The organism is Dyella terrae, assembly GCF_022394535.1.
Taxonomy (GTDB): domain Bacteria; phylum Pseudomonadota; class Gammaproteobacteria; order Xanthomonadales; family Rhodanobacteraceae; genus Dyella.
Genome location: NZ_CP089414.1, coordinates 4,271,770 through 4,287,482, shown reverse-complemented (window position 1 = coordinate 4,287,482; position 15,713 = coordinate 4,271,770). Strand labels below are relative to the sequence as shown.

The 15,713-nt window shown below is 64.2% G+C and carries 14 protein-coding genes and 1 other RNA gene; all 15 read right to left on the bottom strand.

Annotation, left to right across the window (positions count from 1 at the left end; all coding sequences use genetic code 11):
* Positions 1-3: 3 nt before the first annotated feature.
* The 15 genes from ftsA to rsmI all read right to left on the bottom strand — a co-directional run bounded on the left by ftsA (position 4) and on the right by rsmI (position 15,660).
* The gene (gene ftsA, locus DYST_RS18895; protein ID WP_239947493.1) at positions 4-1,236 is read right to left on the bottom strand and encodes a cell division protein FtsA; all 1,233 of its coding nucleotides are present in this window, start codon (positions 1,234-1,236) and stop codon (positions 4-6) included.
* Complete coding sequence (locus DYST_RS18890) at positions 1,233-1,970, bottom strand: cell division protein FtsQ/DivIB (protein WP_239947491.1); 738 nt, start codon at positions 1,968-1,970, stop codon at positions 1,233-1,235. Before DYST_RS18890 ends, ftsA begins: the two co-directional genes overlap by 4 nt.
* Positions 1,967-2,902 carry a D-alanine--D-alanine ligase gene (locus tag DYST_RS18885; RefSeq protein ID WP_275666873.1) on the bottom strand — a complete coding sequence of 312 codons (936 nt, stop codon included), beginning with the start codon at positions 2,900-2,902 and terminating at the stop codon, positions 1,967-1,969. Before DYST_RS18885 ends, DYST_RS18890 begins: the two co-directional genes overlap by 4 nt.
* A complete protein-coding gene (murC, locus tag DYST_RS18880; RefSeq protein WP_239947489.1) occupies positions 2,899-4,338 on the bottom strand; it encodes a UDP-N-acetylmuramate--L-alanine ligase in 1,440 nt (479 codons plus the stop codon). Before murC ends, DYST_RS18885 begins: the two co-directional genes overlap by 4 nt.
* Positions 4,335-5,408, bottom strand: coding sequence for an undecaprenyldiphospho-muramoylpentapeptide beta-N-acetylglucosaminyltransferase (murG, locus tag DYST_RS18875; protein ID WP_239947487.1), 1,074 nt, complete (start codon positions 5,406-5,408; stop codon positions 4,335-4,337). The genes murC and murG overlap by 4 nt, the downstream gene beginning before the upstream one ends.
* Positions 5,405-6,640, bottom strand: a complete 1,236-nt coding sequence (ftsW, locus tag DYST_RS18870; RefSeq protein ID WP_239947485.1) for a putative lipid II flippase FtsW — start codon at positions 6,638-6,640, stop codon at positions 5,405-5,407. Before ftsW ends, murG begins: the two co-directional genes overlap by 4 nt.
* A 1-nt stretch (position 6,641) precedes the next feature.
* Positions 6,642-7,742: a phospho-N-acetylmuramoyl-pentapeptide-transferase gene (mraY, locus tag DYST_RS18865; RefSeq protein ID WP_239947483.1), complete on the bottom strand. Its 1,101-nt coding sequence runs from the start codon at positions 7,740-7,742 to the stop codon at positions 6,642-6,644.
* Positions 7,732-9,102: a UDP-N-acetylmuramoyl-tripeptide--D-alanyl-D-alanine ligase gene (locus tag DYST_RS18860; protein ID WP_239947481.1), complete on the bottom strand. Its 1,371-nt coding sequence runs from the start codon at positions 9,100-9,102 to the stop codon at positions 7,732-7,734. Before DYST_RS18860 ends, mraY begins: the two co-directional genes overlap by 11 nt.
* Positions 9,099-10,571, bottom strand: a complete 1,473-nt coding sequence (locus tag DYST_RS18855) for a UDP-N-acetylmuramoyl-L-alanyl-D-glutamate--2,6-diaminopimelate ligase (protein ID WP_239947480.1) — start codon at positions 10,569-10,571, stop codon at positions 9,099-9,101. The genes DYST_RS18860 and DYST_RS18855 overlap by 4 nt, the downstream gene beginning before the upstream one ends.
* Positions 10,568-12,379, bottom strand: a complete 1,812-nt coding sequence (locus tag DYST_RS18850; RefSeq protein ID WP_239947479.1) for a peptidoglycan D,D-transpeptidase FtsI family protein — start codon at positions 12,377-12,379, stop codon at positions 10,568-10,570. The genes DYST_RS18855 and DYST_RS18850 overlap by 4 nt, the downstream gene beginning before the upstream one ends.
* The gene (gene ftsL, locus DYST_RS18845; protein WP_074545733.1) at positions 12,376-12,648 is read right to left on the bottom strand and encodes a cell division protein FtsL; all 273 of its coding nucleotides are present in this window, start codon (positions 12,646-12,648) and stop codon (positions 12,376-12,378) included. The genes DYST_RS18850 and ftsL overlap by 4 nt, the downstream gene beginning before the upstream one ends.
* Complete coding sequence (gene rsmH / locus DYST_RS18840; RefSeq protein ID WP_239947478.1) at positions 12,645-13,568, bottom strand: 16S rRNA (cytosine(1402)-N(4))-methyltransferase RsmH; 924 nt, start codon at positions 13,566-13,568, stop codon at positions 12,645-12,647. Before rsmH ends, ftsL begins: the two co-directional genes overlap by 4 nt.
* 58 nt (positions 13,569-13,626) lie before the next feature.
* Positions 13,627-14,073, bottom strand: coding sequence for a division/cell wall cluster transcriptional repressor MraZ (mraZ, locus tag DYST_RS18835; protein ID WP_102302930.1), 447 nt, complete (start codon positions 14,071-14,073; stop codon positions 13,627-13,629).
* Positions 14,074-14,385: 312 nt separating this feature from the next.
* Positions 14,386-14,752, bottom strand: an RNA gene (gene rnpB / locus DYST_RS18830) — RNase P RNA component class A.
* Positions 14,753-14,832: 80 nt separating this feature from the next.
* The gene (gene rsmI, locus DYST_RS18825; RefSeq protein ID WP_102302931.1) at positions 14,833-15,660 is read right to left on the bottom strand and encodes a 16S rRNA (cytidine(1402)-2'-O)-methyltransferase; all 828 of its coding nucleotides are present in this window, start codon (positions 15,658-15,660) and stop codon (positions 14,833-14,835) included.
* Between the last annotated feature and the right edge of the window lie 53 nt (positions 15,661-15,713).

The window sequence follows — 15,713 nt, the reverse complement described above, 5'->3', positions numbered from 1 at the left end:
AAATCAAAAATTCTTGGTGATCCAACCGCGCAGCCTGTCGACCAGGCCACCCACGCTGCCGCCGCTCGGCCCGCTCACGCGCATGCCGCCGGAGCGCGCGCCGTGCAGCAGCAGGCCAACGCCGGTGGAGTGCAGCGGATTAGCGACAACCTCGCCAAGGCCCGAGACGTGTTGCGGCACGCCGATGCGGACCATCTTGTGAAAGATCTCCTCGGCCAGCTCCAGTGCACCCTCCATGCGCGAAGCACCGCCGGTGAGCACCACGCCCGCCGCCACCAGACTCTCGTAGCCGGAGCGGCGCAGCTCGTCCTGCACCATTTCGAAGATTTCCTCGTAGCGCGCCTGCACCGACTGGGCCAGCGACTGGCGAGCCAGGCGGCGCGGCGGGCGATCACCCACGCTCGGCACCTGGATGGTTTCTTCGGCATGGGCCAGCTGCGCCAACGCGCAGGCGTACTTGATCTTGATCTCCTCCGCATGAGCGGTCGGCGTATGTACGCCATAGGCGATGTCGTTGGTGACTTGATCGCCTCCCACCGGTAGCGACTTGGTGTAGCGGATCGCGCCCTGCGTATAGATGGAGATGTCGGTGGTGCCCGCGCCAATATCGACCAGGCACACGCCCAGCTCGCGTTCGTCATCGGTCAGCACAGACTTGGCGCTGGCCACAGCCGACGGCACCAGCTCATCGACAGTGAGGCCGCAGCGCTGGATGCATTTGCTGATGTTCTGCACCGCCGCCGCTGCGCCGGTGACCAGATGCACACTCGCCTCCAGGCGCACGCCGCTCATGCCTACCGGTGAGCGAATGCCGTCCTGGCCGTCGATGCGGTACTCCTGCGACTCCTTATAAAGAACCTTGCGATCAGCCGGGATCGCCACGGCGCTCGCCGCTTCCAGCACCTGTTCCAGGTCACCCGGCGTCACTTCGCGATCACGGATCGGCGCGGTGCCGTGGGAGTTTTTGGTTTCCAGGTGGCTGCCGGAAATGGATGCATAGACTGAGCGGATATCGCAGCCCGCCATCAGCTCGGCCTCTTCCACGGCGCGCTGGATGGAGTGCACGGTCGACTCGATATCCACCACCGATCCTCGCTTCATGCCGCGTGACACATGTGTGCCGATGCCGATCACTTCGATCGGCTCACCCGGTTCGTACTCGCCGACGATCGCCACCACTTTCGAGGTGCCGATGTCGAGGCCGACCACCAGTTGCTTGTCGTTCTTGGTCTTCATGTGCGGGGGGAGCCTCCAGCGTTCACGGTGCTCGCCTGGGGCGGCCATCGAACGGCAAATCCATTGGTATAACGAAGATCGGCATAGGCGAAACCATCGGAATGGCCCGCCATCAGTTGTGGATAGACATCGAGGAAGCGGCGCAGGCGGCGACCGGCCTGATCGCGATCACCGATGATGATCTGCGCACCGCTACTCGTGGTGAGGCTCCAGCTGCCGCGCTCGGTCAGCGAGACGCCAGTGATTTTCAATTTGGTGTTGGTGAAGGCCTTCTGCGTTTCCGCATAGAAGCTCACCACCTCGGCAAGGCGTGCGTCAGGACCACGCAGGTCCGGAAGATCGGTGTTGGCGGACACATCCGGCACGTCGAATACCAGGCCCTGGCGGCTGATCAACTGCTTCTCGTTCCAGCGTGCGAACGGCTGGCGCTCGTAGATGCGCAAGATCAACGTATCGGGCCAGCGCTTGCGCGCTTCCACCGACTCCACCCAAGGCAACGTGGCCACGGCCTTCTGCACGCCATCGATATCGAGCGCGAAGAACCCTTTGCCGAGACGCGGCATGACGACCGTGCGGAGCTCGTCCTCGGTCACATGCTTGAACTCGGCTTGCACCATCAGCTGGGTCACCGGCCAACGATTGGCCGCAAACCATCCGCGCAGCACGCCGACGATCGGCAGCGCCACGAGCGCAATGGCCAAAACCCAGGCAATGAGGCGGACGGTTCCCCTCACACGTCCTCCCGGAAACTCGTTTCGAGAATGCGCCAGCACAGCGTCTGGTAATCAATACCAGCCACCGCTGCCGCCTTGGGCACCAGCGAATGCGAGGTCATGCCCGGCGCGGTGTTCACTTCCAGCAGCCAGTTGCGGCCCTGCTTATCACGCATGATGTCCACGCGCCCCCAGCCCCAGCACGCCAACGCATCGAACGCGCGCAGGGCAAGTTCCTGCATTTCGCGTTCGGCGTCACCGTGCAGACCCGGGCAGATGTACTGGGTGTCCTCGGCGATGTACTTGGCGTTGTAGTCGTAGTACTCGCCCTTGGGCACGATGTTGATGCTGGCGAGCACCTGCCGATGGAGGATACCGACGGTGTACTCGCCACCTTCGATGAGCGTTTCCATCAGCATGTCGCCGGGGTATTTCTGTGCCAACGCCACGGCAGCGTCGAGATCTTCTTCCTTGAACACGCGAGTGACGCCCACGCTAGAGCCTTCCCAAGCAGGCTTCACGATCAGCGGGAAACCGATCGCGCGGGCGGCGGCGTGCACGTCTGCGCCGCGCGGCAGCGCCTTGAACTTCGGCGTCGGCAAGCCAAGCGCCTGCCACACCAGCTTGGCGCGGACCTTGTCCAGCGACAGCGCGGAACCCAGCACGCCCGAGCCGGTGAAGGGAACGCGCAATGCTTGCAGCGCACCCTGCAGCTCGCCGTTCTCACCACCGCCACCATGGAGAATGTTGAACACACGTGCGAAGTGACCCGCGCGCACGGCGTCCAGCAGCGCCGGAATGCCATCGATCGCATGGGCATCGACACCACGGGCCTGCAACGCGGCCAGCACGTTGCGGCCGGAATCCAGCGACACCTCGCGCTCGGCCGAGCTGCCGCCCAAGACGACGGCGACGCGGCCAAACTGTGCGGGATCGGTCATCGTCTTGCTCACTTGTTCGTCCTCAGGTTGCCGGCATTCGCCAGCTCCACCGCTGCCGCACCAATGTCACCGGCGCCGAGCAACAGCAATAGATCGCCGTCGCGCAGAAGCGCGGGCAGTGTGTCCTTCAAGTCGCGAGGATGATCAATCAGCACCGGATCAACCTTGCCGCGTGCACGCACGGCGCGCGCCAGCGCGCGGCCATCGGCACCAGCAATCGGCGCTTCGCCCGCCGCATAGATTTCCGTCAGCACCAGCACGTCGGCCTCGGCCAATACGTTGGCGAAATCGTCCAGAAGGTCGCGCGTGCGGCTGTAGCGATGCGGCTGGAAGCCGACCACTAGGCGGCGATCTGGCCAACCGCCACGCGCAGCCGCAAACACGGCAGCGAGCTCGCGCGGGTGATGGCCGTAGTCGTCGACCAACAGCACCGAGCCCTTGTCCAGCGCGATCTCGCCACGACGGTGGAAGCGACGGCCTACGCCCTGGAAGTTCTGCAACGCATGCGCAATCGCCTCGGCCTCCACGCCCAGCTGCCAACCAATGGTGGCTGCAGCCAGTGCGTTGAGCACGTTGTGATTGCCCGGCAGGTTGAGCTTGATGTGCAATGCGTCGTTGCGGCCCGGCAGCCACAGGTCGAAATGCATCTCGAAACCATGCTGCGAGAGGTTGCTCGCGCGCACGTCGGCATCCTGGGTATCGATGCCATAGGTCATCACGCGGCGGGTGGTGGACTTGGCCAGCGCGGCCACTTCCGGATCATCCACGCACAGCACGGCAAGGCCATAGAACGGCAAGCGATGTAGGAAGTCGTCAAACGCCTTCTTTACCTGCGCGAAGTCGTTGTTGTAGTTCTCGAGGTGATCCGCATCGATGTTGGTGATCGCGGCAATCACCGGCGACAACATCAGGAACGATCCGTCCGACTCATCGGCTTCGGCGACGATGTACTGGCCCGTGCCCAAGCGCGCATTCGCGCCTGCGGCATTGAGCTGGCCGCCGATCACGAACGTCGGATCGTAGTTGGCTTCCGCCAGCACGCTGGCGACGAGACTGGTGGTGGTGGTCTTGCCATGCGTGCCCGCGATGGCGATACCGCGACGGAAGCGCATCAGTTCGCCCAGCATCTCCGCGCGCGGAACCACCGGTATACGCGCGGCACGCGCGGCTTGCAGTTCCGGGTTGTCCGAACGGATGGCGCTGGACGTGACCACGACATCGGCGTCGCCAATGTGCCCGGCCTCGTGACCCACGTGGACGACGATACCCAGGCTCGCCAAGCGCTGTGCCGTCGGCGAGTTAGAGCGATCAGAGCCCGACACGGCATAGCCAAGGTTGTGCAGCACTTCGGCGATGCCACTCATGCCTACACCGCCAATACCGATGAAGTGCACGCGGCGGAAGGTGGTCATCAGGTCTTCGTGCGCAAGCAGGCGGCGCGGCGTCATGCGGCCACCTCCACGCAGGCACGGGCGATCACTTCCGCCGCGTCGGGCTTGGCCAGCGTGCGCGCAGCCTCACCCATCGCGATCATGCGCTCGCGATCATCCAACAACGCTTCCAGGCGCTGCGCCAACTGCTGTACGTCCAGATCCTTCTCCTGAATCAATTCGGCCGCATGCGCGGCGACCAGCGCCTCCGCATTGCGGGTCTGGTGGTCATCCACCGCATAAGGGAACGGCACGAGCATGGCGCCGAGCCCGGCAGCCGTGAGTTCGGCCAACGTCAGCGCGCCTGCACGGCAGACGGCCAGGTCAGCCCACGCGTACGTGCCGGCCATGTCTTCGATGAAGGGCACGATCTGTGCCTCGACGCCGGCCTTGGCATAGGCCGCGCGTGCTTCGTCGATACCGCGGCTGCCGCACTGGTGCAACACTTCCGGACGCTGCGCGGGCGACATCAGCGCCAGCGACTGCGGCAGGGCGATGTTGAGCGCGCGTGCACCGAGACTGCCACCCAACACCAACAGGCGTGGACGGCCCTCGCGACCGGCCATGCGTTCGCGCGGCGCCGGCAAGGCGGCAATGGCGCTACGCACCGGGTTGCCCACCCATTCGGCATTGGGCAATGTATCGCTGAAGCCTTCCAACACGCGCTGCGCGTGACCCGCGAGTTTGCGATTGGTGAAGCCCGCGACGCGGTTCTGTTCGTGCACCAGCAGCGGAAGATGAGTCATGCGTGCCGCCACACCACCAGGACCGGCCACGTAGCCACCCATCGACAGCACGCTACGCGGCTTGATCCTGCGCAATGCGGACAACGAAGAGAACAGCGCTCGCGCCAGCATCAGCGGCGCCATCAGGCGCGTCTTCAAGCCCTTGCCGCGCAAGCCGCCAACCGGCACGGTCACCAGTTCAATGCCGTGCGCTGGCACCACCTTGGTTTCCATGCCGCCTTCTGCGCCCAACCAAACCACAGGAACGCCCTGTGCACGCAGCGCCTCGGCCACGGCAAGGCCAGGAAAGATATGGCCGCCGGTACCGCCAGCCATGATCAGCACGGGTCGCTGCTCAGTCATGTGGTCACCGCCTCGCGCCCGGGGGCGGCGGCTATGTTCGCATCGGGCACCGCACTGGCCGGCATGCGCGCAGCCATCTGGCGCGCATCGATGGCGCGGTTGATCTCGTAGGTCGTACGCAGCAGCACGCCCGCCATCGCGCAAGTAAGCACGATCGACGAGCCACCGTAACTGATCAGTGGCAAGGTCAGGCCCTTTGTGGGCAATGCGCCGAGATTCACGCCAATGGACACCATCGCCTGCAGGCCGATCATCAGCGAGATGCCGCAAGCCACGTAACCGGCGAAACGCTGGCCGAGTTCCATGCCCTTGACACCCATGATGAGGCCGCGCCCTACGGTGAGGGCGAACAGCCCCATCACCACCAGGATGCCAACGAGGCCGAACTCCTCGGAGATCACGGCAAAGATGAAGTCGGTATGTGCTTCGGGCAGGTACGACAGCTTCAACACGCTCGAACCCAAGCCGACGCCTGTCCATTCGCCACGGCCGATCGCCATGAGTGACTGCGTCAGCTGGAATCCGTCGTTGAAGGGGTCGGCCCAGGGGTCGACAAACGAGGTCAGGCGACGCATGCGGTATGGCTCGAACTTCGCCACGAACCAAAGCAGCGCTACCACCGGCAGGCCCATGCCACCGAGATAGACAGGCTTGGCGCCACCCAGCCAGATCATGCCGATGGTCACCGCAATCATCAGCGTGGCCGAACCGAAGTCCGGCTGCGCCAGCAGCAGCACAACAAACATGCCCGCGACCATGATCGGCTTGAACAGGCCCCAGAAGCTCGACTCCACGCTTTCGCGGTGGCGCACCAGATAACTGGCGGTGTAGATGACCAGGATCAACTTGACCGCTTCCACCGGCTGGAAGCTCGTGATGCGGAAGTTGAGCCAACGGTGTGCGCCGTTGAGCCTCATGCCAATGCCTGGCACAAACACGAGCATCAGCAAGACAACAGCGCCACCAAACAGCAGGTAGGCGTGCTTCTCCAAAAGCTTCAGCTCAGTGCGCATCGCGAAGCTGGCCAGCACCACGCCGATGGCGAGGAACAGCAGGTGACGCTTGAGGAAGTAGAACGCGCCGATGTGCTGGCTTTCGGCCACTGCGATCGAGCTAGACGCCACCATCACGACACCGACGCAAGCCAGACCGACGAGCGCGATCACCAGCGGCATGTCGAAACTGCCGCGGGGTCCTTGTCGTCGCTTGGCTTGGGTGGCGTCGAAGATCATGTCAGCGCACCTTCAACGTGGCGAGGCCAATCAACACCAGCACGACACTGATGATCCAGAAGCGCACGATCACGCGCGGCTCAGGCCAGCCCTTCAGCTCGAAGTGGTGATGGATGGGCGCCATGCGGAACACGCGCTTGCCCGTCAGCTTGAAGCTAGCCACCTGGATCATCACCGAGGCGGTTTCCATCACGAACACGCCGCCCATCACCAGCAACACGATCTCCTGGCGCACGATCACCGCGATGGCCGCCAGCGCCGCGCCGATGGCCAGCGCGCCAACGTCACCCATGAACACCTGCGCCGGGTAGGTGTTGAACCAGAGGAAACCCAGCCCTGCGCCTGACAGCGCACCACAGAAGATGGCCAGCTCACCCGCGCCGGGGATCGACGGGATGCCCAGGTATTCGGAGAACAGGCGGTTACCCGCGAGATACGCGAACACGCCCAGCGCTCCGGAAACCAGCACAGTCGGCATGATGGCAAGGCCATCCAAGCCGTCGGTGAGATTCACCGCGTTGGAGAAGCCCACGATCATAAAGTAGGCAACGACCACGAACAGGATGCCCAGCGGAATCGCCACCTGCTTGAAGAGCGGCACGTACAAGGCAGTTTCCGCCACGGGCGCCACACCCGTCGCCTGCGGAGCCGTGTAATAGAGAAACAGCGCGGCGGCGAGGCCAAACACCGACTGCCAGAAATACTTCCAGCGCGACGCAAGGCCACGACTGTCTTTCAAGACCAGCTTCTTGTAGTCGTCGTAAAAACCGATCACGCCGAAGCACAGCATCACGGCCAGCACCAGCCAGACGTAGCGGTTGTGCAGATCGGTCCACAGAATGGTCGAAACCGTCACGGCGAGCAGGATCATCACGCCCCCCATGGTCGGCGTGCCGGCCTTGAACAGATGCGTCTGCGGGCCGTCCTTGCGTACCACCTGTCCGGCCTTGAGATCCGCCAGTTTCTGGATGAGCGCAGGACCAAACAGCAGCGACATCGCCAATGCGGTAAGCGCGGCCATGATGGTGCGGAACGTGATGTACTGGAACAGGTGCAGGGCGGTAAAGTGCCGTGCCATCCAGTCTGCGAATTCAAGCAGCATCGGATGCGCCCTCCCCTTTTCCCTTGTTGTCGCGAAGTGCGGCAACGACCTGATCCATGCCGGCGGAACGCGAGCCCTTGACCAGGCACGTGATGCCGCCATGCAGTTGTTGCTTGAGCGCCGCCGAGAGCGCCGCCTTGTCGGCGAAATGCTCGCCGTGCTCTCCAAACGCCTTCACCGCCGATGCGCTGAGCGGGCCAACAGCGAACAGGCGATTGATGCCGTGCTTGCGGGCACGCTCGCCGATGCCCGCGTGAAGCGCGGCGGCGTTATCCCCCAACTCCGCCATGTCGCCCAGCACCAGCCAGCGTTCGCCCTCGGCGAGCGCCAGCGTGTCGATGGCGGCGCCGACGGACCCCGGATTGGCGTTGTAGCTGTCGTCGATCAACGTCCAGCCACCCGGCATGTGCTCGAGCTGCAGACGCCCGGCCACGCCCGGCACTTGCTCCAGGCCTTCCACAATGGTGTCGAGCGGCACGCCAAGCGCCAGCGCGATCGACGCAGCCGCCATCGCGTTGGCGATGTTGTGGCGGCCCGCCAATGGCAGATGCACATCGGCATCACCAGCCGGGGTGCTCAGCACGAAGTGTGAGCCATCCACGCGCTGATCGACGATGTCGGCGCCCACGTCGGCCTTGTGGCTGAGTGCAAAACGCAACTGTCGACGTGAGCCGGCCAGCCCCGCGAAGAAGCTGGCGAATGCATCGTCCGCATTGATGATCGCCACGCCGTCCACCGGCAGCGCCTGATACAGCGCGCCCTTGGTCTCGGCCACGCCTTCCACGCTACCCATGCGCTCAAGATGCGCCGGCGCAATGGTATTCACGAGGCCGATATCAGGCCGTGCAATGGCGGCGAGATAGGCGATGTCACCCGGCTTCCCCGCACCCATCTCGAGCACGGCGTACTCGGTGTCCTGCGGCATGGCCAGTAGCGTGAGCGGCAAACCCAGTTCGTTGTTGTAGTTGCCAGCGTTGACGTGAGTACGGCCGTGGCGCGACAAAATGGACGCTGTTAGCGTCTTCACCGTGGTCTTGCCGTTGGAGCCCGTAATACCGATCACGCGCACATTGCTTTGCGCGCGTACCGCACTCGCCAGGTCGCCCAACGCCAACGCGGTGTCATCCACCACCACCTGCGGCAGCGAGGAATCGACCTTACGCGTTACCAGCGCAGCAATGGCGCCGCGGGCCTGCGCATCAGCGAGGAAGTCGTGACCGTCAACGCGCTCGCCCTTGATGGCGACGAACAGATCGCCGGCCTGCACCTTACGGGTATCGATGGACACGCCGGTCACATCCACATCGCCGCCCACCAGGCGACCGCGAGTCCAAAGCGCGATGGTGCTCAAGCGCATCATGCGCGTACCTCCAGCACCTGACGCGCAACGGCCAGGTCGTCGAACGGGCGCTTGCCATGCGCGCCCTCCTGATATGTCTCGTGACCCTTGCCGGCGATCAGCACGACGTCGCCCGGCTGGGCCGAGGACAGCGCGAATTCGATAGCCTTCGCCCGATCACGCTCCACGATGGCCATGTCGGGCTGGCTCAGCCCGGCCACGATCTGCGCGACGATGACGTCACCGTCCTCGCCGCGCGGATTGTCGTCAGTAACGACGATGCGATCCGCCAGACGTTCGGCGATGGCGCCCATCTGCGGACGCTTGCCTGCATCACGCTCGCCGCCACAGCCAAATACGCAGATCAGCTTGCCGTCGCAGTGCGCACGCAGCGCGTTGAGCGCCTGCTCCAACGCATCCGGCGTATGGGCGTAGTCGACGACCACCAGCGGCAAGTCGGAAACACCACCGAGGCGATTCATGCGACCGTTGATCGGCTCCAGCACCTCGATCGCAGCCACGATGCGCTCGAACTGCTCACCCAGTGCGCCCAGGCAGGCGATCACAGCAAGCAGGTTGGCTACGTTGAAGCGGCCCAGCAGACGGCTGCGGATGTCGTGACTGCCCCACGGCGTCTGCAGGTCGAAGGCAAGGCCTTCCGCCGAAGTGACCACGTGGGTGGCGCGAACGTCGGCGTCCAGGTCACCTTCAGCGCTCAGGCACAAGGCGCGCACGCCCTGCGGCAGCCGATGCGCCAGCGTGCGGCCGAAGGCATCATCGATATTGATGGCGGCGGCATCGAGCGTGGACCATGCGAACAGTTTGGCCTTGGCGTCGCCGTAGGCCTCCATGCTGCCGTGGTAATCCAGATGATCACGGGTGAGGTTGGTGAAAGCGGCAACATCGAACGCCACCGCCGCCACGCGTCCCTGCTCCAGCGCGTGCGAGGACACCTCCATCGCCACGTGCGTCGCGCCGTCATCGCGGAACGAGGCCAGCAGGCCCTGCACGTTGATCGCATCCGGCGTGGTCCGCTCGCCTTCCTGGAGTCGGCCATGCAGACCGGCGCCCAGCGTACCGATGGTGGCGGCACGATGGCCCAGATGTTCCAGCGCCTGCGCCAGCAGCTGAACCGTTGAGGTCTTGCCATTGGTGCCGGTCACGCCGATCACCCGCAGCGATTCGGATGGGCGACCGAAGAAACGCGAGGCGATCTCACTGACCTTGCCGTGCAGGCCATCCACCCACAGCACCGGCGCGTCGATGCCCTCGACATGCGCCGCCGGTGCTTCGGCTAACACCACGCGCGCGCCGCGCTCGACAGCGCCACGGGCAAAGGCAATGCCATGCTCGCGCGTGCCGCGCAGAGCGAAGAAGGCATCACCCGGACGCACTTGGCGCGAGTCAAGCGTAAGCCCTGAAACGACGATATCGCCGACACCTGGGGTCTCGGCGATGCCTTTGAGTAGCTGATCAAGGCGCGCGGTCATTGGGGAGTCTCATCGACCGGTGCGTCATCTACGGTTTCGACAGCGGGCGGCTTGCTTCCTGTTAGGCCGTTCTGTCCTTGCAGAGGTCCGCCGACGTACCAGCGGCCAATGTTGTCCGGTGGCACGTCCAGAAGCCGCAGTGCGCCATCCAGAACCTTGGAAAACACAGGACCGGAAACCAGCGCACCGTAGTAGCTGCCTTTCCTCGGATTGTCGACGATCACCACCGCCGCCAGACGCGGATTGGATGCGGGTACGATGCCCGCAAAGGCGGAACTGTAATTGCTGCTGGAATAGCCGCCGGCCGTCGCTTTGTGCGCCGTTCCCGACTTGCCGGCGACGCCGTAGTTGGCAATCCATGCGTACGGCGCGCCTGTACCGCCCGGCTGCGTCACCGCCACCATCATCTGCACCAGTTCGTTGGCGATCTTGGGATCGATGATCTGCTTGGCTTCGTTATCCGAGCCCTTCACGAACGTGGGCAAGTGCATCACGCCGTTGTCGGCAATGGTGGCGTAGGCGTTTGTAAGCTGCAGCGGCGTCACGTTGAGACCATAGCCATACGCCAGAATCGCCTTCTCCAGCATGCCCCAGCTCTTGCCCGGCCTGAGATAGCCGGACGCTTCGCCGGGGAAGCCGCTGTTGGTGCTGGCGCCGAAGCCGAACGCGCGATAGGTGTCATACATCAGGCCGGTATCCAGCGTCAGCGCCACCTTGGCAGCACCGATGTTGCTGGACTTGGCGATGATGCCGGTGGGCGACAGCATGCCGTTCGAGTGCGTATCGCGAATGTCCTTGCGGATATAGAAGAAGTGACCGTTACCGGTATCGACCAGCGGACCGGTCGGCGTGTACCTGCCGCTGGACAGTGCGGCGGCCATCAAGACCGGCTTGATGGTGGAGCCTGGCTCTACCACGTCGGTCATCGCGCGGTTGCGCCGACTGGACGGATCACTGCCGCGTAGGGCGTTCGGGTTGTAGGTCGGCCAATTAACCATGGCCAGCACTTCACCCGTACGCACGTCGATGATCACCATCGAGCCAGAGTCGGCGCTCGACTGCTGGATGGTGTTCTTCAGTTCGTTGTAGGCGAGGAACTGGATGCGGCGGTCGATGCTGAGCGTGATGTCGCGACCCGGCTGCGGCGCGCGCACCAGGTCCAGGTCTTCCACCACGTGGCCCTGGCGATCACGGATGACGCGCTTGCGGCCTTCCTTGCCGGCCAGCCAGTCGTCGAAGGCCAGCTCTAAGCCTTCCTGGCCGTGGTCGTCGATGTTGGTGAAGCCAAGCACGTGCGACGTCACCGGGCCTGACGGATAGAAGCGGCGGAACTCACGCTGTCCATTTACGCCCGGCACGGCCAGATCCAGCACCGCCTGCGCAGCATCGGGCGGCATCTGCCGCTTGAGGTAGACAAACTCACGCTCGGAGCGCTGCGCCAGATATTGCTTGAGCGCATCCGGGTCCATGCCGATGGCCTTGGCCAGCGCCGGCAGCTTGTCCTCGTTGTCCAGCACTTCCGCCGGATTGGCCCAGATCGACACCACCGGCGTGGATACCGCCAGAGGCTCGCCATTGCGATCAAAAATGGTGCCGCGCGACACCGCAATCGGCACTTCGCGCAGGATGCGGGCGTCAGCCTGATTCTGGTAGAAGTCCTTGCGCACCACCTGCATATCGAATGCGCGGGCCACCAGGGCCAGCGAGGCGACCGCGAGTACGCCGCCCACCAGCAACATGCGACGGCGCGCGCTGGGAGCTGCAGCGTGGCGGCGGGACGAAGAAGATGTGCGCGGGCGCGGCTTCATCGGCGCACCAACTGGATGTCTTGCGGCTTGGGATTGACCATGCCGAGCACCTGGCGCGCTTCGTCGTCTACGCGACGCGGTTCGGCCCAGGTAGCCTGCTCCAGCTCGAGCTTGCCGTATTCAATGTTGAGGTCGTCGCGCTGATTCTGCAGACGAGTCAGCTCGACGAACAACACGCGGCTCTCATGGCGCGTCCACACCACGGCAATGGCGCTGGAAAGCACCGCCGCGATCAGGATGAACATGAAGAGGCCGCCGAGTACCTTCATGCGAGCTTCTCCGCCACGCGCAGCACCGCCGAACGGGCGCGCGGATTGACGGACAGCTCTTCTTCCGACGGGAACTGCGCCTTGCCAACAGCGGCAAGGCGGGCAGGTGCGGCGACCACCGGCGGACCGCGGCGACTGCCCTGCACGCGACCGGAGTGATCGCGGATGAACAGCTTCACAGCGCGATCTTCCAGCGAATGGAAGCTGATGATGGACAGGCGACCACCCACCTTCAGCAGCTCCAGCGCCGCGTTGAGGCCATGCTCAAGCGCTTCCAGCTCGCCGTTCACACGGATGCGCAAGGCCTGGAAGCTGCGGGTGGCTGGATGCTTGCCGGGTTCACGGCGACCGATCAGGCGCTCGATCAGCGCCGCAAGTTGACCGGTACGCGTGATGGGGCTTTCTGTGCGGTCTTCGACGATGGCGCGAGCGATCTTGCGACTGAAGCGCTCATCGCCATAGTTCCACAGCACATCGGCGATCTCTTTTTCCGACGCATGGGCGAGGAAGTCCGCAGCGCTTTCGCCTTGCGTCGTGTCCATGCGCATGTCCAGCGGTGCGTCGGCCATGAAACTGAAGCCGCGGGCGGCTTCATCGAGCTGGGGTGAGGACACACCGAGGTCGAGCAGGATGCCGTCAAGACCGCCGGCGGTCTCATCCCACTCAGCCATGCTGGAAAAATTGGCATGGCGGATGGACACGCGCGGATCGCTGGCGAACTCGGCCTGCGCCGTGGCAATGGCGGTGGGATCCCGATCCATCAGCAACAGCCGACCATCGGGGCCCAGGCGCGACAACACGGCGCGAGCGTGGCCGCCGCGTCCGAAGGTGCCATCGAGATAACGCCCGCCAGCCTGCACGGCGAGACCCTCCACTGCTTCACCCAGCATCACCGGGATGTGCTTCAACTGCTCGGCCATGCCGCCGCACTCCCGCTCGCGTCCCGTTCACTCCACTGCGCGCCGCCACCGTTGCCGGTTACAGCTGCAGCTCCGCCATCTCGTTGGTGATCTCGTCTTCGCCGATGGTCTGGCGGATCTTGGCCAAGTGCGCCAGTTCGCTCCAAAGCTCGAACTTGTTGCCCATGCCCAACAGAACCGCCTTCTTCTCGATGCCCGTGGTCGCTCGTTGGCTCGCCGGCAGCAGGATGCGCACGGCGGAGTCGGGCTCGACAACGGCCGCGGCACCCACCAGCTTCATCTGCATGTCGCGATGCGCCGCCTTGACCTTGGGAAGTGCGTTGACCTGGTCGCGCACCTTTTCCCACTCCGCGTACGGGAACAGCCAGAGGCAGCCCGACTCGAAGGGGTTGTAGGTGATCACCAGACGATTGGCGCAGGCATCGGCCACCAACTCGCGATACGCGGTCGGTATGGCCAGCCGGCCTTTGTCGTCAACGGTGATGGCGGTTTCGCCCTGGAACACGACGCTAAGACTCCACTAATTCCCACGATTTCACACAGGAACCCACGATAGTCTCGCCCCCTGAGACTGTCAAGGAAATTTTTCTTGTGAATCAATGAGAAAGGCGGAGATCTGGCAGTAATTCCAGCCATTTCTGAGGAAACACCTCAAGGTGTTTGAATGGCTAGGATTTTTTGCTCCGCGACCGTGCCATCCGTCACGCTTCCGTGCGCCTGGAAAGCGCCCGGACATGAATCGCCATTCATGGCGCATCAGACGCAACCGTCACCGCCGCGCCGACTGGGGCGCGACGGTGACGATCGGTCGTGAAGGAGGTGGAGTCGGCCTGTAAGCCGGGTTCTGTACGCCTTGCGACGCGACAGTCATTCCTCTCGGCCTGGCGTCACCGCCAGGCTCCAGCAACCTACCCGGGAACAACGCGGGCCGCGTTATCGTTCCCCTATTCGGTCTTGCTCCAGGTGGGGTTTACCGTGCCATGCGGCGTTAGCCCCGCACGCGGTGCGCTCTTACCGCACCCTTTCACCCTTACCACGCACGCCCGAAGGCGCCGTTCGGCGGTCTGCTCTCTGTTGCACTGGCCGTCAGCTCGCGCTGCCCAGGCGTTACCTGGCACCTTGCCCTATGGAGCCCGGACTTTCCTCGATGCGCTTGCGCGCGACGCGACTGTCCGGCCGACTCCACCGCCTATCTAAAGGAACACAGCGAGCAAAGCCCCATGAGAATCGGGCTTTTTACGGGCGATGCCGGCCTGAGGCCCCATCAACCCTCATAGAGCAGCTTGCGCGGCGCGCCCGTGATCGCCGCCGCCAGCTTGGCCGCCTTCGCCGGCGGCAGTTCTTCGCGCAGGATGGCGAACACACGCCGCCCCTCCGCTTCGCGCGCATCCGTTTCTTCGCCACGCCCCGCGACGAGAATCACGCACTCGCCGCGCTGCTGATTCGGGTCACTGGCCACGCGAGCCGCTAGCTCACCGAGCGGCACATCGATGACAGTCTCGAACAATTTCGTCAGCTCACGCGCCAGCACGCCTTCGCGCGTTTCACCAAACACATCGCGCATATCGGCCAGGCTTTCGGCCACGCGATGCGAAGACTCGTAAAAGATCAGCGTACGCGCATCGCCCGCAAGTTCCTGCAGGCGCGTACGGCGCGCGGCCGTCTTGGGCGGCAGAAAACCCTCAAACACGAAGCGGTCACTGGGCAATCCAGCCACGGAAAGCGCCGCTATGGCCGCGCAAGCACCGGGCACCGGCGCGCAACGGATGCCCGCCGCGCGAGCCGCGCGCACCATACGAAACCCGGGGTCACTAATAAGTGGAGTACCCGCATCGGAAATCAGCGCCACCGATTCACCACCCAGCAAACGACGAACGATGGCATCGACGATTTCGCGCTCGTTGTGCTCGTGGAGCGCCACGAGCGGCGTGCCGATGTTGTAGTGCATGAGCAAGGGTCGACTGTGCCGGGTGTCCTCGGCGGCAATCACCGCAACTGAACGCAAGGTCTCCACAGCACGCGCGGAAAAGTCATCCCGATGACCGATCGGCGTGGCGACCACCCATAGCAGGCCGGGCTGAATCTGTGACATCTTGCTGTTTCCTGGACATTAGTGCGGCGAGCCAATGGGCTATCATCGCCCAT

Coding starts and splice junctions, on each gene's coding strand:
- ftsA (WP_239947493.1), bottom strand. CDS start 1,236: ATGAAGACCAAGAACGACAAGCAACTGGTGGTCGGCCTCGACATCGGC.
- murC (WP_239947489.1), bottom strand. CDS start 4,338: ATGACGCCGCGCCGCCTGCTTGCGCACGAAGACCTGATGACCACCTTC.
- murG (WP_239947487.1), bottom strand. CDS start 5,408: ATGACTGAGCAGCGACCCGTGCTGATCATGGCTGGCGGTACCGGCGGC.
- ftsW (WP_239947485.1), bottom strand. CDS start 6,640: ATGATCTTCGACGCCACCCAAGCCAAGCGACGACAAGGACCCCGCGGC.
- mraY (WP_239947483.1), bottom strand. CDS start 7,742: ATGCTGCTTGAATTCGCAGACTGGATGGCACGGCACTTTACCGCCCTG.
- DYST_RS18860 (WP_239947481.1), bottom strand. CDS start 9,102: ATGATGCGCTTGAGCACCATCGCGCTTTGGACTCGCGGTCGCCTGGTG.
- DYST_RS18855 (WP_239947480.1), bottom strand. CDS start 10,571: ATGACCGCGCGCCTTGATCAGCTACTCAAAGGCATCGCCGAGACCCCA.
- DYST_RS18850 (WP_239947479.1), bottom strand. CDS start 12,379: ATGAAGCCGCGCCCGCGCACATCTTCTTCGTCCCGCCGCCACGCTGCA.
- ftsL (WP_074545733.1), bottom strand. CDS start 12,648: ATGAAGGTACTCGGCGGCCTCTTCATGTTCATCCTGATCGCGGCGGTG.
- rsmH (WP_239947478.1), bottom strand. CDS start 13,568: ATGGCCGAGCAGTTGAAGCACATCCCGGTGATGCTGGGTGAAGCAGTG.
- rsmI (WP_102302931.1), bottom strand. CDS start 15,660: ATGTCACAGATTCAGCCCGGCCTGCTATGGGTGGTCGCCACGCCGATC.